The organism is Proteiniphilum sp. UBA5463 (assembly GCF_002427225.1).
In the GTDB taxonomy this organism is placed as follows: domain Bacteria; phylum Bacteroidota; class Bacteroidia; order Bacteroidales; family Dysgonomonadaceae; genus Proteiniphilum; species Proteiniphilum propionicum.
In genome coordinates this window covers 15,036-36,303 of sequence record NZ_DIQL01000050.1, presented here as the reverse complement: position 1 = coordinate 36,303, position 21,268 = coordinate 15,036, and the positions used below count along the sequence as shown (strand labels likewise).

The following is a 21,268-nucleotide window of genomic DNA, read 5'->3' as shown; positions in this document are numbered from 1 at the left end:
CGGATTTCCATATTTATCATATTGTAGATTTTTCCGAAAAATATTATCTTTGTTCAAATCAATAGATGTTCCGGCAAGTTAATTGCCAGATATATATTTTAAGAACCGGCAAAGCTGCAATAGAATGAAAAAATCGACGTTAGTAATCTCTTTTTTAATATTAATAACAGGACTTGGTGCTCTTGTACTCTCTTTTTTGTCTGTAAACGATATCAACAGGACCAAAGCGGAAAGACCGCTGGTATTATCTATGACCGCATCGGTAGATGTTCCTGAAAACATGGAGTTCGCTGGAGAGAAGATCTCCTTCGACCGTTACGATAGACGGGAAAGGATGGACAGGGAGCTAAACAGTTTTACCTATTTTCATTCCACCACCCTCTTACTTTTCAAGCGTGCAAATAGAATTTTCCCTGTTATTGAACCAATTCTTAAAAAAGAGGGAATACCGGATGACTTGAAGTATCTGGCAGTAATTGAAAGCAGCCTCGACTACAGAGCTGTTTCACCGGCTCGGGCAGCAGGATTATGGCAGTTCATTCAAAGTACAGGCAAACAGTACGGACTGGAGGTAACATCAGATGTGGATGAACGGTATCACGTGGAAAAATCTACTGCTGCCGCCAGCCGCTACCTTAAGGATGCATATCGCAAATATGGTTCATGGAGCGGTGCGGCGCTATCTTATAACGGCGGACAGGCACGCATTACAGGCGAGCTGGACAAACAGGGGGTGGACAACCCGCTCGACCTTTGGCTGGTGGAGGAGACTACGCGATACTACTACCGAATGCTGGCTATCAAGCTTATTTTTGAAAATCCCCAGAAATATGGATTTGTAATAAAGCCCGAGCATCTCTATAAGCCGGTAAAATTCAAGGAGGTGAAAGTATCATCATCGATACCTGACCTGCCAGATTTTGCCAAACAGCACAGCATAACCTATGCGCAGCTGAAAGATTTCAATTCGTGGCTGAGAAGTACCAGGCTGAGTAATGCTTCAGGAAAAACCTACACCATACTCATTCCTGACCGTGAAAGTCTATATTACAGGAAAGGAGAAAAACCGAAAGTACATGATCCTGCATGGATTGTTCAGTAAACTTTTTTGGTTATCACTTGTTTAAAAAAATTATGACTCCTGAAAATGAACAGATACATGTGTACGGCGCACGCGTGCACAATCTAAAGAATATTGACGTAACCATTCCGCGCGATTCTCTTACGGTAATCACGGGACTTAGCGGAAGCGGTAAATCGTCTCTTGCTTTCGACACCATCTTCGCCGAAGGACAACGCCGCTATATTGAAACATTTTCGGCATATGCCCGCGGATTTCTTGGTAAGATGGAACGACCCGATGTGGACAAGATCACCGGATTGAGCCCCGTTATCTCTATCGAACAAAAAACCACCAACAAAAACCCGCGTTCTACCGTGGGTACCACTACAGAAGTGTATGACTTCCTTCGCCTGCTATATGCACGTGCAGGAGAGGCATACTCCTACATAACAGGTGAGAAGATGGTGAAATATACCGAAGAGCAAATACTTGAACTGATCCTGGAAAAGTATATCGGGAAAAAAATATATATCCTTGCCCCGGTAGTTAGAAACAGGAAAGGGCATTACAAGGAGCTTTTTGAACAGATCCGCAAAAAAGGTTTTCTCAACGTGAGGGTCGACGGGGAGACCAGGGAGATTATTCCCGGCATGCGTGTGGACCGTTACAAAAACCACAATATAGAGATCCTTATAGACAAACTGGTTGTCTCCAACAAGTTCGCAGACAAGCTTAAATCGAGCGTACGCACTGCAATGAAGCAGGGATCGGGACTAATACTCATACAGGATGTAGACGCTGGCGATGTACGCCATTACAGCCGTAGCCTTATGTGCCCTACTACGGGATTGTCATACAATGAGCCGGCACCCCATAACTTTTCATTTAACTCTCCACAGGGAGCTTGTCCCAGGTGCAAAGGTATAGGGACAGTTGATCAGATTGACCTGGAAAAAATTATTCCCAACCCGGGACTGAGCATCGGCGCAGGCGGAATTGTCCCTCTTGGGAAGGAGCGTCCCAGCATGCTCTTTTGGCAGATAGCTGCCATATGCGAAAAATATGGTGTCACGCTGAAAACGCCCATTAAGGATATTCCACAGGAGGCAATTGAAGAAATCATGTACGGTACCGCTGAGCGACTTAAAATAAAAAACGAATCGCTGGGGAATTCAAATTACATGGTTTCCTACGAAGGGGTTGTCAAATATATTGAGATGCAGCAGGATGAAGATGCATCGGCAACAGCTCAGAAATGGGCCGGGCAGTTTATCACCACCTCGGTATGCCCCGAGTGCAACGGCCAACGTTTGAACAGAGAGGCGCTTCATTTCATGATTAACGGAAAAAATATTGCGGATCTGTCTGAAATGGATATCCGGGAACTTTACGACTGGTTCAAGGGCTTTCAGGCTAAGGTGTCTGACAAACAGCGACTCATTTCCGAAGAGATAAGAAAAGAGATCCTCACACGCCTGCAGTTTCTGCTGGATGTGGGGCTGGGCTACCTTTCGCTATCGCGAGCATCGGCATCCCTTTCGGGAGGAGAAAGTCAGCGCATACGCCTGGCCACGCAAATTGGCTCGCAGCTGGTGAATGTGCTTTATATCCTTGATGAACCGAGCATCGGCTTGCATCAGCGAGACAATCACCGACTTATAGATTCATTGAAAAAACTGCGCGATTTAGGCAACTCGGTCGTAGTGGTGGAGCACGACAAGGAGATGATGCTCGCATCCGACTACATAGTTGATATGGGCCCCTTCGCGGGTCAGAAAGGCGGCGATGTGGTATTTGAGGGCCTTCCATCGGAAATGCTTAAAAGAAACACGCTAACCTCTAACTACCTTAACGGAAGGCTTGAAATTGCCGTCCCCAAAAAAAGGCGTGAGGGAAACGGAAAAAAATTCATAATCGCAGGTGCAACAGGCAACAACCTTAAAAGTGTGACAGCGGTTTTTCCGCTTGGTACATTAATATGTGTGACAGGCGTTTCTGGAAGTGGAAAATCGACATTGATAAATGAGACACTGCAACCAATCCTAAGCCGTAAATTTTACCGGTCACTTAAAGAACCTCTTCCCTACAGTTCCGTAAAAGGTATAGAGCATCTTGATAAAGTAGTAAGTGTGGACCAGTCGCCAATAGGCCGTACCCCCCGCTCCAATCCGGCCACCTATACAGGTGTTTTTTCCGATATCCGTTCTCTTTTCGCCGGAATGCCGGAAGCCAAGATACGTGCATACAAACCTGGACGGTTTTCGTTTAATGTGAAAGGAGGCCGGTGTGAAAAATGCAATGGCAACGGTTACAAAACCATTGAAATGAATTTCCTGCCCGATGTGATGGTACCATGCGAGGTTTGTCACGGGAAACGCTACAACCGTGAAACGCTCGAGGTGCGCTTCAAAGGAAAATCTATTGCAGATGTGCTGGATATGACCATTAACCAGGCGGTTGAATTCTTTGAAAATGTACCCAACATTCTGCACAAGATAAGGGTTTTACAGGAGGTTGGATTGGGCTATATAAAGCTTGGGCAATCCTCCACTACACTATCGGGAGGGGAAAGTCAGCGAGTAAAGCTGGCAACAGAGCTGGCGCGAATAGATACTGGCAATACGCTATATGTACTTGATGAGCCTACCACGGGACTCCATTTCGAAGATATCAGGGTACTGCTGGGGGTACTTAACAAGCTTGTTGACAAAGGCAATACGGTGATAGTGATTGAACACAACCTCGACATAATCAAATGTGCCGATCATATTATCGACATGGGACCCGAAGGGGGCGAAAAGGGTGGCGAGATACTCTTTTCGGGAACACCTGAAGAGATCATAAGCAGTAAAAAGAGCTACACAGCATCTTATCTAAGAAGTGAACTACATCAGGCTGCTGTTGAAATTGTAGAAAGTTAAAAACAAATTCACCATGAACATTTAGTTAGAGTCTTTGTTTACTATCAGAGAGAGAGGAAGGTACAATATAGAAAAAAAGTATTTTATTATTAATAATTATTTTAAATTATAAATATATATGGCAAATATCACATTTAAAGGCAACCCCGTTCATACTACAGGTGATATGCCCGCAATAGGGATATCAGCTCCGGGCTTCACACTAGTAAAAAGCGACCTTACAGAGGCTAAGTTATCGGATTTTAGAGGAAAGAATGTTGTACTTAATATCTTCCCGAGTCTTGATACCGGTGTATGCGCAGCCTCGGTACGCCGTTTTAACAAAGAAGCCGCGTCGCTCGATAATACGGTGGTGCTTGGTATTTCTGCCGACCTGCCTTTTGCAGCAGGAAGATTCTGTTCTGCAGAAGGCATAGAAAATGTTGTTACACTTTCCGCTTTCCGTGATACTGCGTTTGGCAGTGATTACGGATTACTGATGACCGATGGACCTTTGAAAGGCCTTTTAGCACGCGCTGTGGTTGTGGTAGATCCAAACGGAAAAGTAGTATATACGGAACTGGTTTCTGAGATTGCACAGGAGCCGGATTATCATTCTGCAATCAACTCGATAGTGTAGTTTGTTTCATGAAGATTGTGTTAACAAGAGAGGTCTGCGAAGTGATTCGCGGACCTTTCACTATTTAGATCCCTGGCATCTGTAAAGGTATAAAATAATCGTCCACAAAATGTTAAAGCTACGTTTCTTTTTATTACTTTTGCAGTAAACGTGATAATTATATCAACCATTCAAATTGCTATTATAACAGGTTGATCGAAGTCGGCATGGCAAAGCGCGAAAAAAATTAAACATGGCTAAAAAGAAGAAAAGGACTTTAAGAAAAAAAACGACATCCTCCCAAAAACAGGAAAATGAGTTTATTACATTTTTGAAAAGTGAACGCTTACGATTCATTATGGGGGTAGTTGTCGCTTTCATCGGCATTTTTATGCTGCTGGCGATAATTTCGTTTTTCTTCACGGGTGCCGCCGACCAGAGCAAGGTGCTCAATAAATCATTTATGCAGCTTATACGTTCAAATGTTCCGGAGGTGGACAACTGGACAGGTGCAGGCGGAGCCTATATTGCCGAGATTCTTGTAAACGATTGGTTTGGTATTTTCTCGACGCTTATTCCAATATTCCTTATTTATATTGGATTGCGTATGATGAAGGTATCAGATTTATCTTTCCTGAAAGCACTCTTCATTACCACGTTTGGCGTTATTTCAGGTTCCATAGCCAGCGCTTTTATCCTGGACCGCATCTTCCCCGGGACACACATTAAATGGGGCGGAACGCATGGTATCCAGATTGAACAGATTCTTGACAGCAGTGTAGGATGGCCTGGTATTGTTTTGATTATACTCCTGTTTATTGTGATTGTAGCAGTGCTCATCCGCAAAAGCTCCATGTACAAGATCCAGCAAAAGCTTGTAAACAGCAAACCTTCATTTACCATGCTAAATGATGAAGAGCAAACTTCCACAGACGAATGCGAAATTCCTGAATCAGATGAAGAAAAAAAAGCTGGATTGATTAAACGGTTCTTTGCTTTTTTGAAAAAGTCAAAACGGAGAGAAGTTGAATCGGCAGAAGATGAAAATGAGGGGTTAGATATTGCGGCCCCGGCTGCAACGGCCTCTGCATCCAGGTCGAAGACGCATACAGGAAAAGACCAGCACATAATGAGTGATGAATTCGAAGTGATTGTCCCTGGCGATAATGAAGCAGCTGTAGCCTTCCATCCGGAAGATGCTAAAGAGCCCTCTGAATACCTTGAAGATGATAAGAATGAACCTCTTGAGGAATACGATCCGAAAAGGGATCTCTCATCTTTCAAATTCCCCACACTTAACCTTCTTAAGGTTTACAATACAGGTGACAGGGGCGTGGATATGAAAGAACAGAATGAGAACAAGGATAAAATCATTAATACACTACGCAATTATGGAATCGAGATAACCTCCATAAAAGCGACAGTAGGACCCACCATCACTCTCTACGAGATTGTTCCTCAAGCAGGAGTCCGCATCTCAAAGATTCGAAATCTGGAAGATGATATCGCGCTAAGCCTTTCGGCATTGGGTATTCGCATTATTGCGCCCATGCCAGGAAAAGGGACCATCGGTATTGAGGTTCCCAATAAGGAACCACAGATAGTTTCCATGCAATCGGTCATCTCCTCCAAAAGATTTCAGGAGTGTAGTTATGACCTACCGGTAGCATTGGGTAAAACCATCACAAATGAGGTGTTTATCTTCGACCTCACCAAAATGCCGCACCTGCTGGTAGCCGGCGCAACTGGTCAGGGAAAGTCGGTAGGATTAAATGCTATAATCACCTCACTACTATACAAGAAGCATCCTTCTGAGATGAAGATGGTGCTTATTGACCCCAAAATGGTGGAATTCAACATATATTCTACCATAGAAAAACACTATCTGGCAAAGCTCCCCGATGAAGAAAAGGCTATCATTACCGATGTGACAAAGGTGACGCAGACATTGAATTCACTGACCAAGGAGATGGACGACCGCTATGAGTTGCTTATGAAAGCACATGTTCGCACGGTAAAAGAGTATAACGATAAGTTTGTCAAAAGAAGGCTAAATCCGGAAAAAGGGCACAGATACATGCCATATATTGTGGTGGTGATTGATGAGTTTGGCGACCTGATAATGACTGCCGGCAAAGAGATTGAAATGCCCATCGCACGAATTGCCCAGAAGGCGCGAGCCGTGGGTATACACATGGTGATTGCAACACAACGCCCCACCACCAACATCATAACCGGAACCATAAAAGCTAATTTTCCGGCGAGGATGGCTTTCCGTGTAACATCACAGATCGACTCGCGAACCATTCTGGATATGAGCGGTGCCAACCAGCTCATCGGACGCGGTGATATGCTATTTTCACAAGGCAGTAACCTTATCCGTATTCAATGCGCATTTGTAGATACTCCCGAGGTAGAAGAGATTGCACAATATATTGGCAAACAGCAGGGTTATGATAAGGCATTTCCTCTGCCAGAAGTTCTCACAGATGCTGAAACGGTTCCAGGGGCGGTTGACCTAAACGACAGAGATGTACTCTTCGAAGAGGCAGCAAGGCTTATTGTAGTCCAGCAGCAAGGCTCCACATCACTTATTCAAAGAAAATTCTCCATAGGGTACAATCGCGCGGGAAGGCTGATGGATCAACTGGAAGCCGCCGGCATAGTTGGAGCCGTTCAGGGCAGTAAGCCTCGTGAGGTGTTTATCCAGGACGAATATTCATTGGAGAAGCTTCTTGATTCGCTACGTTGAACTGCATTTGAAGGAGGGTTCATTTAAAAATTAAACCACAGCTTCGCTTTTTTGTCTACCTTTATAACATCGGTTAAACGTTCTATTAAATAACCGCTCATGATTGTATTAATTACTATAGTTTAGCTTGATGAATGATTTCGACTAAACTGTCAAGCTGCCGGTGTTTGGCTACCCGTTCCGGCACACGTCCAACTAAAGTTAGATATTTAAATGTTGTATAACAATTGACTTGAATTTTCATATAAAAACAGAAAAGATAATGAAAAAAAACATCCTAACAGTTGCTGTTTTCTTTTTTGCTCTCACTGCCTACCCCCAAAACTCAGGAGAAGCAAAAGCTATTCTGGACAGAGCATTTGCCGCCTTTGAGGCATCAGCCGGCATTAAGTTATCGTTCAAGTCGGCTACCGTAGACAAAGACGGAACAGAGTATGAAACACAGTCGGGTGAAGCCATTATAAAAGGAAACCGGTTCAAAATACAGACGGATGCAGCGGATATATGGTTCGATGGTGAAACTCAGTGGATTTTGATAAAAGAGGTGAATGAAGTAAACATAATCAACCCCACAGGGCAGGAGTTGGCATCAATCAGCCCTTTGGCACTGCTTGGAATGTACAGAAACGGGTACAAGTTGAAAGCACCTGTATCGAAAACAGTGAACGGTAAAAAAGTTAATCAGATAGATATGGTACCTGTAACCGGGAACAACGATTTCAAAGCTGTTTCCGTAGCTGTTGACATGGCCTCAAACAACATTGTTCAGATAATTCTCACCATGGGTAACGGGATGAAAAACAGGATAGAAATCTCTGAGTGCAACTCAAATTATAAATTCATTGATTCGGAGTTCAGGTTCGATAAAAACAAGCACCCCGGAGTTGAAATTGTTGATCTAAGGTAAGGTGATATTTTCCATCTAACTCAGATAGATAATGGTAATATCAGTTTCAAGAATAGAAGAATAGTTGTATCTTTGAACCAATAATTAACCCTTAAGCCTCTTCTCTTTTTAACATTGAGAGAGGCTTTTTAAACATAAACATATTATATGAGAGATAAAGTTCGCTGTCTGATCATCGGGTCGGGACCTGCTGGGTATACGGCTGCTATTTACGCTTCACGTGCAAACCTGGAACCTGTTATTTACGAAGGAATGGAGCCGGGAGGACAACTAACAACCACCACCGAAGTGGAAAATTTCCCAGGCTATCCCGAAGGAATTACCGGTCCGGAGATGATGGAAGACCTAAAGAAACAGGCACAGAGATTTGGCACTGAAATATTCCCGGGAAGGGCAACAGCGGTAGATTTCTCTGTACGCCCCTTTAAGGTGACTATCGATAATGAACATGTGATAGAGTCTGATACTGTCATAATAGCCACCGGTGCTACCGCAAAGTACCTCGGGCTTGACGATGAAAAGAAGTATGCAGGGCAAGGCGTATCGGCCTGTGCAACCTGCGACGGGTTTTTCTATCGCAAGAAAAAAGTAGCTGTTGTGGGTGGAGGCGATACTGCCTGTGAAGAAGCCAGCTATCTATCGGGCCTGGCCGACAAAGTATATATGATTGTACGCAAACCCTATCTGCGTGCATCAAAAATTATGCAGGACCGGGTGATGAACAATCCAAAAATTGAGATCCTTTTCGAACACAACACTATTGGCCTCTTCGGTGAAAGAGGGGTGGAAGGAGCTCATCTGATCAAGCGGATGGGTGAACCCGGGGAGGAAAAAGTTGATATTGCCATTGACGGTTTTTTCCTTGCCATTGGACATACTCCAAACACCAAAATTTTTAAAGATTATCTTGAACTTGATAATGCAGGATATATCAAGATAGACAATCCATCATCGAAAACCAATATCGAAGGTGTTTTTGCCGCAGGAGACGTTGCCGACCCGCACTACCGTCAGGCAGTTACTGCTGCCGGCATGGGTTGTCGTGCTGCTATCGATGCTGAACGGTATCTGGCCGAAAAGGGATTATAATATCACTTCTATTGCCGACACAAAAAATTTATATTACATTTGCCTGCAAATAGTGCTTTTCCGGGTCATGAAAAAATTTATACCATTTACATATATGTTGTTATGGGGCGTTTCTCTCTTTGCCCAGCAACTGGAAGGAACGTTTAAAAACGGATTGGATTCTCTCACGTTCGATGGTGAGAATATAGTGTTCCGGATAAGTGGATTCGGCGGGTTATCTTCAGCTCAGGTGGGTGAAGGCTCTTATGAGTACAACGACGATTACATCTTTATTCACACAAGAGATTTTTCAGGGGAAAGATCTGTTTTTCAGGAGCTGGAAGGTTCCAGAACAGATACCTGTGTGGTAAAAGTGGTAAGCTTGTACAATTACCCGATTGAAAATATTTTAGTTGAGTCACTCAACAAATCCGATAAAAATATTGAGGCAAAAGTGACCGGTGACGACGGGAAAATTATTTTGACTCAGAACAACAAGATATCTTCAATAGCCGCCTCATCGATAGGTTACAACTCAATCTCATTCAATTACACACAGGGAAAAGATTACCTGGTAAGGCTCGCGGAACATGAAATAGTTGAGAATAGAACAGTTATTTTCAAAATTCAGCCCATTGATGATGAAACTATATCCGTTCTGTTGTTAACGGATAATTTTGATGAAGGAAAGAACAGGGACAAGGAACTGAAAAAGCTGGAGAAAAAAGCCATGAAAAACAACATGCTTGATAAAAGGCTGAAAAAGGTATATATACCCCATAGAATGATTCATTAGCTACGACAATATTTTTTTCACCATCTCTGAAATGGCCCTGCCCTCTGCCCTCCCTGCTAACTGTCTGGATGCCACACTCATCACCTTGCCCATCTCCTTTAAGGAAGTTGCGCCGGTTGCTGAGATAATTTCCTTCACGGCTGCCTCCAGTTCTTCCAAAGAGAGCTGGGCAGGAAGAAACTCACGGATCACATTCATCTGAGCAATCTCGCTTTCTGCAAGATCAGCCCTGTTTTGTGAAGAATATATGCTGGCACTATCGTTTCGCTGTTTCACCATCTTTTGTAAAATTGATAATTCGGTTTCGCTGGTTAGTTCACCTGTTGCGCCTTTAGCTGTTTTAGCTTCCAGCAATTCTTTCTTTATTCCTCTCAATGCTTCAAGCCTGATCTTATCTTTTGCCAGCATCGCTTTCTTTATCTCTTCGCTAATAGTTTCAAAAAGTGACATATTTCTCTGTTTTTTAATAAAATTGATATCCAGTTATTATGGTTTTGTATTCTCAGGTGAGTCAATCGAAAAGCGAGGATGACTGTTGATACGCGTCAGATTGAAATACACGTGGATTGAAGCCTGGCTCGCGTTTAAATACCGGGGTTTTCTCAAGCGCTTCCAGCACCTTGTCATCATCCAGCTCTTCAATGGTAAGAACAAAAGGATCGAGTTTGGATTTAACTGCTGTAAGCGCTTTCAGGCCGGTCTTCCCATAATATTTTTCAATAAGCTCCTTGTCTTTCTTCTCCTGAGCCAGTTTTGCATCCCTTTCAATCTGCAGGCGTATCACCTCCGATCTGGACTGTTCTTCCTGCTGCTCTTCAATACCCGGGACATTTGCTATCGAGAAACCGGTAGCAAGCAGAGTAACCTTTACCTCTTCAATAAGCGACCCGTCAACGGCTGCCCCCCAGATAACCTCTATCTCCCTACTGAACTTCGACATAAAGTCGTGCAGCGAGTTCATCTCTTCCATCATCAGCGGACATTCCTCACCAAACGAAAGATTAATCAGTATTTTCTTGGCACTGAATACATCGTTATTATTGAGCAGCGGAGAGTGCAATGCATTCTTTATAGCATCGTTTACCCTGTCACCACCCTTACCTAGGCCACTACTCATTATGGCTACTCCTCCATCTTTCAGAGTTGTATTCACATCGGCAAAGTCGAGGTTCACATGACCGTGAACAGTAATGATCTCAGCTATACTTTTCGCTGCTGTTGCCAGAGTATCATCAGCTTTGGCAAAAGCGTTCAGCATCGTCAGGTCGCTGTAGATATCACGCAGGCGCTCATTGTTTATAACCAGCAGTGCATCCACATTTTTTGCCATCTCTTCTACTCCCTTCAATGCCTGCACAATTTTTCTCGGGCCTTCAAACATAAAGGGAATGGTAACTATACCCACCGTAAGAATACCCATATCTTTTGCTACATGTGCAACCACGGGTGCAGCACCTGTTCCGGTACCTCCTCCCATTCCGGCGGTGATAAAAACCATCCGGGTGCCATCATGAAGCAGTTCCTCGATAAGATTAATACTCTCTTCGGCAGCTTTTTTTGCAATTTCAGGTTTATTACCTGCGCCCAGCCCACCAGTAGTGTTTCCCCCCAGCTGAACCTTTACAGGGACAGGGGACTCCATCAGTGCCTGATTATCGGTGTTGCACAATGCGAAAGAGACATCATGTATGCCTTCCTGAAACATATGATTCACCGCGTTACCTCCGCCACCTCCCACACCTATAACCTTTATGATAGCATCAGTGCGGTTCTCTATCTGAAAATCCAATATATCGTCATTCATCTCTTACTGTAAAACGCTGTTATTCATCATCCTCTTCAGTAAAAATACCTCCGAAAACATCTTCCATCATTGAAAGGAATCTTCCCTCCTGCTTTGTCTTTTTATCCTTCTTCTCGTTTTTTTGCTTTTTCTTTTTCCCTCCAAACCAACCGGAAGATCCGGTCTCGTCATCTTCCAGTTCTCCTTTTTCAGGTGAAACAGATACATTAAGCTCACAATCTTCATCACCAAATATAAGCATACCAAGCGCCTGTGTGAAAGACGGGTCACTGACAAGATCGGGCGAGTTATTGATAAATGTCTTCCTGGCTGTACCATTACGTACCGGCATTTTTAATTTTTCCGCAAGATAAAGATCAAGATTCTTAAGTTGCGATGCCCCGCCAGTAATAATCACACCTGACCCAAGCCTGCCTTCATAACCCGACAACGATACCTGTTCCCTTATATTAGCGGTTATCTCATCGAGACGCATCACAATAACTTTGTTCAGTTCGGCGAGGTCGATATCAGGTTTAGCTGTTGAAGAAAAGGGAGATGCTAAAACTGTTCCTTCTTGTTTCTCCATCGCTTTGCCGAATTTTTTCTTCAACTGTTCTGCATCATTTTCAGTAAAGTTAAGTGCACAGATATCTTTTGTGATGGTTCTTCCCCCAAAGGGAATTACCACCATCCTGCGCAATATTCCGTCTTTATATACTGACAACGTGGTTGTTCCCGCGCCGAAATCCAGAAAAACGCAACCCAGCTCTTTTTCTTCATCGCTTAACACGATAGAGGCTGAAGCAATTGTACCTACAATATAGTCAGCTATCTCCAGCTCGGTCTTTGATGCGATACTCTTCTCAATATTTGAAAGAAGATTGGGACGCCCTATAATCAGTTCAAACCCGGCCTCAATCTGTGAGCCGGTTACCCCAACAGGATTGCGTTCCGGTTTATCGTCTATATAATATTCTACATCGGCAACACTGTAGTTGCGTTTTAGTTCAGGTTGAAATTTTTCAGCTGCTTTGCGCAACTGTGCCACAATCACTTCAGTTACCATACCTGAAGAGAGGTTCAACATTTCATTGAATTCAAGCGTATGCAATGATTGTCCCGCAAGAGAGACATACACCTTGCCTATTTTTCGCCCCATACTGTTCTCCAGCATCATAACCAGCTTCTGCAGATTAGCACCTGCCTGTTCAATATTGTAAACCATGCCTCTGCGTATGGAATTGTCGGAGTCTATTGAGCCACTTGCTAAAATGGAGATGACCCCATTATCATTTCTGCGCCCCACAACTCCCTTTATTCTGGAGGTTCCAAAATCAATTACAGCTATAAATCCTGATTGCGTCATATTTTCGATCGATAATCCTTATGGTTATATCATTGTTTAACAAACATTCCAGCTTTATCTTTTGTTTGCATTTTAACATCATTTGCAAAGATAAACTCAATAATTCCTACATATAAAGAAAGGTCCGAAACCGGTGTTGATATTTTTTCAAATATACACTCAATAATTGCTACCCCGCAATAAACACCGAGGCATGAATTCATACTACTTCCTTGTGCAAACTACCTGGTTGTCATATTTCAAATTAATTTCAGAGTAACGGTTCCATCCCAATACGTTTAGACCGCCATCCACAAAACGTGAAAATTTAGCCAGTTTTGCAGGATAATCGTCCAGGCTGCCCATTATTATCCTGAAATCTCCTGCACGGGGGATCAACTCAACATCTCCGTTCTGCCGTACCACTATCTGGTCTACCCATGCATTCCAATAGCGATTGGCATTAAGAAACATCGCAAAATCATACAGGTCGTTTTGTGCAAATTCCTCATCAATAGCTCCAGTAGCGACAGGCACATAAACTGCAAAGTTGACAGATACCGGCATTATCTGCCTGTCGTCATCAACATAGTAGCTTCCGTTCACATCTGATATAACCCTCAACACCGGTTCACGTTGATATATTGCAGCCACAATGAAACCTCTTGACGTGGTAAACACCTCTGCCGACTCCACCAGCTTGTTGGTAAGGATTGTATCGCGGATTGACAGGGTGTTTATCTCCCTGAATGTTCTTCCTACTGGATACAGATCGTATCTTTTTACCAGGTTCACGATATCCTGCTTACGCACGAACTGTGTTTCGGAACTGTCTTTAATGATCACTTCAAAACCCTCACACAACTTGTTACGCGATGAAACCCTGAAATAAGAAACTGAAAAAATCAGGTAACCTATTACCACCACGGCTGCAAGAATGAGAAGAAATTTTTTCATTGATCACATTTTAAGAGTTTATATCTTTTTATATGTTTGATGCCAATTATACTTCTGTAAATATTTATTTAACTCCCAGCAAACATAGATTAACAGTGTAAAGTCCCCATAAGTCATAATACGCATATAATTAGCAGATTACATATATTATTGCAACTTCTTTTCCATACTGTTGAATAAACTCAATAAATATCAAGCTCCAATCAAAAACCTCTTTTTCAGCAACCTGTCTATATCAGGGAGCAACCTGTCAATATCTCCCGCCCCAAAGGTAACCAGTACCTCAAGAGGCTTATTACCCAACAACCCAAGAAGCTCTGACTTTTTGCAAAGCACCTTCTCCGGAGAGCTTATTTTATCGTAGATTATCTGCGATGAAACTCCATCAATTGGCTCTTCTCGTGCAGGGTATATATCAAGTAGTATAACATCATCAAGCAACGATAAACTTTTTCCGAAATCATCGGCAAAGTCGCGAGTACGTGAATATAGGTGAGGTTGAAAAACGGCTGTCACCTTCTTTCCCGGATAGAGTGCCTTGATTGACTGAATTGCTGAAGACAACTCCTTGGGATGATGAGCATAATCGTCTATGAATACAATACTTTGCGTCTTAATCCGAAAATCGAACCGTCTTTTTGTACCATCAAAAGAGGAGATTGCTGCACGAATCTCTTCGGGTTTAACTCCACACAGTTCAGCAGCGGCGATAGCTGCCACGCTGTTCTCAATATTTACCATTACCGGCACACCAAGTGAGATATCTCTGATTGTCCCAAAAGGCGACGTATAATCGAACAATATCTCTCCGTTCGCTGAACGAATATTCCCAGCGTGGAAGTCTCCTTCCGATCCGGAGTAGCTCCAGACCTTCACTGTGTCGCCGGTACGGGGAGTCACCAGGGCATCTTTTTTCAAAATCAGGTGCCCGTTCGGACGTATCAGCGATGTAAATTTCTCAAAGCTCTCTCTGTATGACAGTTCCGTACCATATATATCGAGATGGTCGGGGTCGGCTGAAGTAACAATAGCTATCCATGGATTCAGCCAGTGGAACGAGCGGTCATACTCATCGGCCTCAACAACAGTAATATTGCTCTTGCCGGAGAGCAGCAGATTATTATTGTAGTTTTTCATAATCCCGCCAGTGAAAGCACTACAATCCACATGCGACTGCCTCAACAGATGGGCTGTCATTGCCGACACGGTTGTCTTACCATGAGTCCCGGCTACACATACAGCATCACTCGATGAAGTGATCAATCCCAATAGTTGTGCACGTTTCATAACGTTATATCCATTTTCCCTGAAATAGAGCAGTTCCTTGTGGGAAGCAGGTACAGCAGGTGTATAGACTACAAGAGTTTTCTCTTTACAGGTAAACTCTTTGGGAATATCATCCACATTCTCCTCATAATGCACAAAAGCGCCCTCCTCACGAAGTGAAGCTGTAAGCACAGTCTCTGTGCGGTCATAACCTCCCACTCTCTTCCCTCCAGAAAGAAAATAACGGGCAAGGTTACTCATGCCAATGCCTCCGATACCTATAAAATATATTGATTCATAACTCATACTACTTCGCTTAATTCGACTCTTTATGATTGTTGGTTTACAGCGTTCATGCTGATTACGGAAGATTGTTCTGAATGTTTACTCTGAATGTTTATTGTGACCCAATCTGTCCCGAAAAACTATCTTCTCTATTTCGTCAACGATGCGTTCAGCCGAATCGTGCTGAGCCAGCTTTAAGATATTATCTCTCAGGCTTTTCAACTGCCTGTCGTCTCTGACAAGGGAAATTGCCACACCGAACAGTAGATCTGTAGCCTTGTTATCCGGCACCATTACTGCGGCATCTTTGTCTACCAGAGCCTTGGCATTTTTTGTTTGATGGTCTTCAGCTACATTGGGCGAAGGCACCAAGACAACAGCTTTGCCAAGCAGGCTGAACTCCGACACCGATCCTGCACCGGCACGTGATATCACCAGGTCTGCCACTGAATAGGCCAATTCCATCCTGGAGATAAAATCCATAAGATGCACGTTAGGTGGGATTTTCCCTTCAGCCTGCAGTATCTGCATCTCTTTATAGTAATACTTCCCGCATTGCCAAATCACCTGCAGATCATCTACTTCAGCCAGTTCAGGCAAAGCACCTGCAATGCTTTGGTTCAGTGTGCGTGCACCCAGGCTACCGCCAACCATCAGAATGGTTCTCTTACCGGGATCGAGACGGAAAAACTTATATCCCTCTTCTCGGTTCTCTTCCGTAGTCACCAAATCCTGACGGCAGGGATTTCCGGTAAGCACAATCTTTTCTTCCGGGAAAAACCTCTCCATACCCTCATAAGCAACGCAAATAGTAGCTGCATGTTTTGCCAGTATTCTATTGGTTACGCCGGCATATGAGTTCTGTTCCTGCAGCAATGTGGGTACTCCTTTCCCCGAGGCTGCCTTCAGTATGGGACCACTGGCATATCCTCCAACACCAACAGCAATATCGGGTTTAAAGTCATAAATGATACGGCGGGCCCTGTTCATACTTTTTAGCAGTTTTAATGCGACGGGAATATTCTTTAGTGGGTTTTTACGGTTAAAACCCGAAACAGGCAATCCAATAATTTTGTATCCGGCCTCCGGAACCCGCTCCATCTCCATACGGTCAACAGCGCCCACAAAAAGTATTTCACTGCCAGGCCATCGTTTCTTTACAGCGTTTGCTACAGATATTGCCGGAAAAACGTGCCCTCCAGTGCCGCCTCCGCTCACTATTACCCTGGGTGCCGGTTGAAAGTTCTCCGGAACAGCGTCTGAATCAGGTTTCGACCTGTATGAATTGCTCATTAAGATTTCTTTTTAAGAAAAGGATGTACAAAGTTACGAAAAAAGTAGTAATCCCTTGTCCTATTATTCCGCCCATCACACCTGAATAATTTCAAACTCGACCTTATCTTCCAGTTTATCAATCGATTCGTTCATCTTATCAGATATCGGGTTGTCATACCCCTCATCATCTGACTGTCCGTAATCTGTTTTGTTTTTGTCAGCTCCTAGCTCTCCATCTTCCTTTTTTCCAATTCCAAAACGGTCGGCACTCAAAATAAGCCCAAAGTACGCACATGTAATGAGTGTAGAGGTCCCCCCCCTGCTCACTAAAGGCAATGGCTGCCCTGTTACCGGGATTAGGTTCACGGCTACCGCCATATTAATAAAAGCCTGAACCGAAAGCATCAGCGCCGATCCAAGAACAAGATACTTTGGGAAAAGCTTCTCCGTTTTCCTTGCAATCATACCTGCCCTGATAAGGATAACCACATATAGAAGCAGTACAAAGATCCCCCCCAGCAGCCCCATCTCCTCAATAATAATTGCATAGATAAAATCGGAATAAGCCTGCGGCAGGAAATCGCGCTCGGTGCTGTTACCTGGGAAAACACCCAGTAAACCTCCGTTAGCAATTGCAATCTTGGCGTGTGCTACCTGGTAATTATCGTCGGTAATAATATAATATTCCTCATCCTCCGGATTTTTATCCGCGCCAAAACCGGATATTCTGTTCTGCCATGTCCCGAGACGGCTTAAAGGGCCAGAATCGGTCCAGCTCGCTGGAATAATGTTCAGGAACAACACGAACAGCAGCACTGCAGCTATACCTGTCCCTGCCACCTTAAGCAATCGCAGTAGCTTCACATTACCTATGAACATAAGCAGATAACATACTCCAAAAAGCAGTACTGCCGTTGACAGGTTATCCATGGCAATAATTACACACACAACAACCATCAGTCCTATCATCCACTTGAAAAGGATCCCGTCGTTTGTCCCGTTCTGCTTACTGAGCAGAAAGGCGATTGTTCCCATCAGTGATATCTTTGCTATTTCAGAAGGTTGTATTGTAAACCCCATAATGGATATCCAGCGATCGGCATTATTTATGCTTTTACCTATAAACGGTGTCAGTATAAGCAGAACGATTGCTCCCATCAGGACAAATATCAATAATGAAAAAAAACGGTAAGGGATGTTGTGAATGAGTAAAATAACCCCCACTCCACCAATCAAGAACATAGCGTGGCGCAAAATCGGATCCCATTGGTTTTGTTGACGGTATACAATGGTGCTGGTAGCACTAAAGATCTCTATCAGTGAGATCATCCAAAGAATAATAAACACAACCCAGATCACTTTATCTCCCTTGAAGATCTTACTCACAAAATCTTTTAGAGTAGATCCCGTTTCGGCAATCTCTTCAAAAGATTGTACAGGGTCAGTAAAATTGTTGGTTTCGTTGAGCATAATTCTTCTCATTTATTATTTATTATCCTATCCGGAAAATGTGATCAATAACATTTTGAAATCAGTTAAATCGTGATATTGCGGGTCCGCTCTGGCAAACCGTGCATATTTTTTGCTTCTATTTGTTATACTTAATCCATAAACTCATAGACTAAAGTCTTCTTACGCACTCCTTAAACTGATCTCCACGGTCTTCGTAATTTTTAAACAGGTCGAAACTGGCACAACAAGGTGACAGCAGAACCGTATCTCCCTTTTCAGCAAGTTTATAAGCGATATCTACAGCCTCCTTCATTGAGCCTGCATTACGTATAATATTAATTTTTCCGTCGAAGAAGGCATGAAGCTTACTGTTATCTTTCCCCAGAAATATCAATGCCCGCACTTTTGATAGCACCACCTCTTCTATCTCGCTATAATCATTTCCTTTGTCAGTACCTCCAAGAATCAACACTGTTTTCGAGCGCATGCTCTGAAGTGCGTACCAGCAAGAATTCACATTTGTAGCTTTAGAGTCATTCACATACAAAACGCCACGAACGGAAGCCACCTTTTCGAGTCTGTGCGGAACACCTTTGAAATCGGACAGCGACCTGCGCAATTGTTCATCACTGATATCCATTAATTTTGCAACAATCCCTGATGCCATTGAATTATACACATTATGAATGCCCTCCAGGGCCAGTAGTTCCAATTCCATATTGAACAGATGTTCTTTAGCGTGAATATATAACCTGCCGTTCTCTGTATAGGCAGCAACATTTTCTCTTTTTACTTCACCAAACGGATAGCGTGTTGCTTCCGGTTTCAGCCTCTCTATCTCTTTAGTAACAATAGGGTCGTCAATCCAGTAAATAAACGCGTCATCAATTTTCTGATTCCTAACGATCCGCATTTTCGCATTCACATAGCTCTGCAGGTTATGATCATAGCGATCAAGATGATCTGGTGTGATATTCAGAAGTACAGCAATATCTGCCTTGAAATTATTTACTCCCTCCAGTTGAAAGCTGCTTAATTCCAGAACATAATAGTCGTAATTCTCTTCGGCCACCTGTCGTGCAAAGCTCTGCCCTATATTACCACCCAGTCCGACGTTCAATCCGGCAGATTTTAAAATATGATATATCAGGCTAGCTGTGGTGGTCTTTCCGTTACTTCCGGTGATACAGATCAATTTTGCGTTTGTGTACCTGCCTGCAAATTCAATTTCCGAGATAACGCGAATACCTTTAGACAAAATTTTCTGTATCAGGGGCGCCGTGTCGGGAATACCAGGACTTTTAATTATTTCGTTTGCCTGAAAAACTCTCTCTTCGGTATGTCCTCCCTCTTCGTAATCAATTCCATATGCTATTAATGTCTCTCTGTTTTCGTCTGTCAACGTGCCGTTGTCAGATAGAAACACATTAAATCCTTTTTTTTGAGCAAGTATTGCGGAGCCCACCCCGCTTTCGCCACCACCCAGAACACATACAAGTGTTGTTGTCATAACTATCTCATTTTAAGCGTTGCCAATGCAAGTACAACCAGGATCATCCCTACCAGCCAGAAGCGGGTTACTATCTTGGGCTCGGCAAGTGGTACCAGCGGCCTTTGAATAATTGCGTTGATACTTCCATTGCCGGGCTTCTGATAATGGTGATGCAAGGGAGTCATCTTGAAGATACGCCTGCCTTCACCAAATTTTTTCTTCGTAAATTTAAAATATGTTACCTGTGCTATCACAGAAAGTGCTTCCGCGAAAAATACGCCGCAAAGGATAGGAAGTAGCATTTCCTTATGTATCAACACTGCAAAAACGCCAATTATACCCCCCAGGGTTAAACTTCCCGTGTCGCCCATAAAGACCTGTGCCGGGTATGCATTATACCATAGGAACCCCACGCACGCACCCACAAAGGCAGAAGCATACACCATAAGCTCATCGCCACCGGGTATATACATGATATTCAGGTAGGATGCAAAATCGACACGTCCCGATACATAGGCAAGGACTCCAAGCGCCACACCTATTACAGCCGAAGATCCGGAGGTCAGCCCATCAAGTCCATCCGTTAGGTTTGCACTGTTTGATACTGCAGTCACAATAAGTATCACCATAAGAATAAATACAATCCATACCGCTTCGTCGGCATATTGCCCCATCCAGCCTACAAGCCACTTATAATCGAAGTTATTATTTTTTACGAAAGGAATAGTCGTACTGGTAGTCTTTACATCTTCATTTTTATAAGTCACCTCTTCGATTATATTATTCACTCGTATCTCGGTATTTTCACGCACAACAATTTCCGGGCTGAAATAGATGGTAAGTCCTACAATAAGTCCCAATCCCACCTGAGCAATAATCTTGAATTTTCCTTTCAATCCATCTTTATCCTTCTTGAACACCTTTATAAAGTCATCGGCAAAGCCGAGTGTCCCCAACCATATTGTACTAACAAGCATTAGTATGATGTAAATATTTTCAAGCTTTCCAAATAGGAGAGTCGATACAAGTATGGATATAATTATTATTATCCCTCCCATGGTAGGTGTTCCCCTCTTACTGTATTGCCCTTCAAGTCCAAGGTTGCGGATTGTTTCACCTATCTGTCTCTTTTGCAGCCTAAATATAATTCGTTTACCGGCAAAAATACTTATCAGCAACGACGTCACTGCAGCCATTGCAGAGCGGAACATCACAAACTGGAACATACCTGCTCCTGGAAAATCGAGTTTATCTAAATAATCAAAAAGATAATATAACATACAATTAGAAATTTGCTTTACAGTT

General features: G+C 43.3%; 16 protein-coding genes. 7 read left to right on the top strand and 9 right to left on the bottom strand.

What is annotated here, in order from left to right; all coding sequences use genetic code 11:
• The first annotated feature begins 124 nt into the window (after nucleotides 1-124).
• The 7 genes from B3B27_RS08245 to B3B27_RS08215 all read left to right on the top strand — a co-directional run bounded on the left by B3B27_RS08245 (nucleotide 125) and on the right by B3B27_RS08215 (nucleotide 10,105).
• Nucleotides 125-1,102, top strand: a complete 978-nt coding sequence (locus tag B3B27_RS08245) for a lytic transglycosylase domain-containing protein (protein WP_238867739.1) — start codon at nucleotides 125-127, stop codon at nucleotides 1,100-1,102.
• Nucleotides 1,103-1,134: 32 nt separating this feature from the next.
• Nucleotides 1,135-3,984 carry an excinuclease ABC subunit UvrA gene (gene uvrA / locus B3B27_RS08240; protein WP_286833345.1) on the top strand — a complete coding sequence of 950 codons (2,850 nt, stop codon included), beginning with the start codon at nucleotides 1,135-1,137 and terminating at the stop codon, nucleotides 3,982-3,984.
• Between the two features lie 118 nt (nucleotides 3,985-4,102).
• On the top strand, nucleotides 4,103-4,603 hold the full coding sequence (gene tpx / locus B3B27_RS08235) for a thiol peroxidase (protein ID WP_238867741.1): 501 nt from the start codon (nucleotides 4,103-4,105) through the stop codon (nucleotides 4,601-4,603).
• Nucleotides 4,604-4,835: 232 nt separating this feature from the next.
• Nucleotides 4,836-7,334, top strand: coding sequence for an FtsK/SpoIIIE family DNA translocase (locus B3B27_RS08230; protein ID WP_286847270.1), 2,499 nt, complete (start codon nucleotides 4,836-4,838; stop codon nucleotides 7,332-7,334).
• 262 nt (nucleotides 7,335-7,596) lie between these two features.
• Nucleotides 7,597-8,241 (top strand): LolA family protein, encoded by a 645-nt coding sequence (locus B3B27_RS08225; RefSeq protein ID WP_286847267.1) that lies wholly within the window; start codon nucleotides 7,597-7,599, stop codon nucleotides 8,239-8,241.
• Nucleotides 8,242-8,388: 147 nt separating this feature from the next.
• Nucleotides 8,389-9,330, top strand: a complete 942-nt coding sequence (gene trxB, locus B3B27_RS08220) for a thioredoxin-disulfide reductase (RefSeq protein ID WP_238867744.1) — start codon at nucleotides 8,389-8,391, stop codon at nucleotides 9,328-9,330.
• Nucleotides 9,331-9,397: 67 nt separating this feature from the next.
• Nucleotides 9,398-10,105, top strand: a complete 708-nt coding sequence (locus B3B27_RS08215; protein WP_286847264.1) for a hypothetical protein — start codon at nucleotides 9,398-9,400, stop codon at nucleotides 10,103-10,105.
• Here B3B27_RS08215 and B3B27_RS08210 read toward each other — a convergent pair whose 3' ends face one another.
• The 9 genes from B3B27_RS08210 to mraY form a co-directional block, all read right to left on the bottom strand.
• On the bottom strand, nucleotides 10,106-10,555 hold the full coding sequence (locus B3B27_RS08210; RefSeq protein WP_238867746.1) for a GatB/YqeY domain-containing protein: 450 nt from the start codon (nucleotides 10,553-10,555) through the stop codon (nucleotides 10,106-10,108). It abuts the gene before it with no gap.
• A gap of 61 nt (nucleotides 10,556-10,616) precedes the next feature.
• Complete coding sequence (gene ftsZ / locus B3B27_RS08205) at nucleotides 10,617-11,909, bottom strand: cell division protein FtsZ (RefSeq protein ID WP_286847262.1); 1,293 nt, start codon at nucleotides 11,907-11,909, stop codon at nucleotides 10,617-10,619.
• 19 nt (nucleotides 11,910-11,928) lie between these two features.
• Entirely contained in the window at nucleotides 11,929-13,257 is a 1,329-nt protein-coding gene (gene ftsA / locus B3B27_RS08200) for a cell division protein FtsA (protein ID WP_238867748.1), read from the bottom strand.
• 204 nt (nucleotides 13,258-13,461) lie between these two features.
• Nucleotides 13,462-14,193: a cell division protein FtsQ/DivIB gene (locus B3B27_RS08195; protein WP_238867749.1), complete on the bottom strand. Its 732-nt coding sequence runs from the start codon at nucleotides 14,191-14,193 to the stop codon at nucleotides 13,462-13,464.
• 192 nt (nucleotides 14,194-14,385) lie between these two features.
• On the bottom strand, nucleotides 14,386-15,765 hold the full coding sequence (murC, locus tag B3B27_RS08190) for a UDP-N-acetylmuramate--L-alanine ligase (RefSeq protein ID WP_286833449.1): 1,380 nt from the start codon (nucleotides 15,763-15,765) through the stop codon (nucleotides 14,386-14,388).
• A gap of 78 nt (nucleotides 15,766-15,843) precedes the next feature.
• The gene (murG, locus tag B3B27_RS08185) at nucleotides 15,844-17,037 is read right to left on the bottom strand and encodes an undecaprenyldiphospho-muramoylpentapeptide beta-N-acetylglucosaminyltransferase (RefSeq protein WP_238867751.1); all 1,194 of its coding nucleotides are present in this window, start codon (nucleotides 17,035-17,037) and stop codon (nucleotides 15,844-15,846) included.
• A 75-nt stretch (nucleotides 17,038-17,112) separates the two neighbouring features.
• The gene (locus B3B27_RS08180; protein WP_286847261.1) at nucleotides 17,113-18,501 is read right to left on the bottom strand and encodes an FtsW/RodA/SpoVE family cell cycle protein; all 1,389 of its coding nucleotides are present in this window, start codon (nucleotides 18,499-18,501) and stop codon (nucleotides 17,113-17,115) included.
• A 139-nt stretch (nucleotides 18,502-18,640) separates the two neighbouring features.
• On the bottom strand, nucleotides 18,641-19,981 hold the full coding sequence (gene murD / locus B3B27_RS08175) for a UDP-N-acetylmuramoyl-L-alanine--D-glutamate ligase (protein ID WP_238867753.1): 1,341 nt from the start codon (nucleotides 19,979-19,981) through the stop codon (nucleotides 18,641-18,643).
• A gap of 2 nt (nucleotides 19,982-19,983) precedes the next feature.
• Entirely contained in the window at nucleotides 19,984-21,243 is a 1,260-nt protein-coding gene (mraY, locus tag B3B27_RS08170; protein WP_238867754.1) for a phospho-N-acetylmuramoyl-pentapeptide-transferase, read from the bottom strand.
• Nucleotides 21,244-21,268 lie beyond the last annotated feature (25 nt).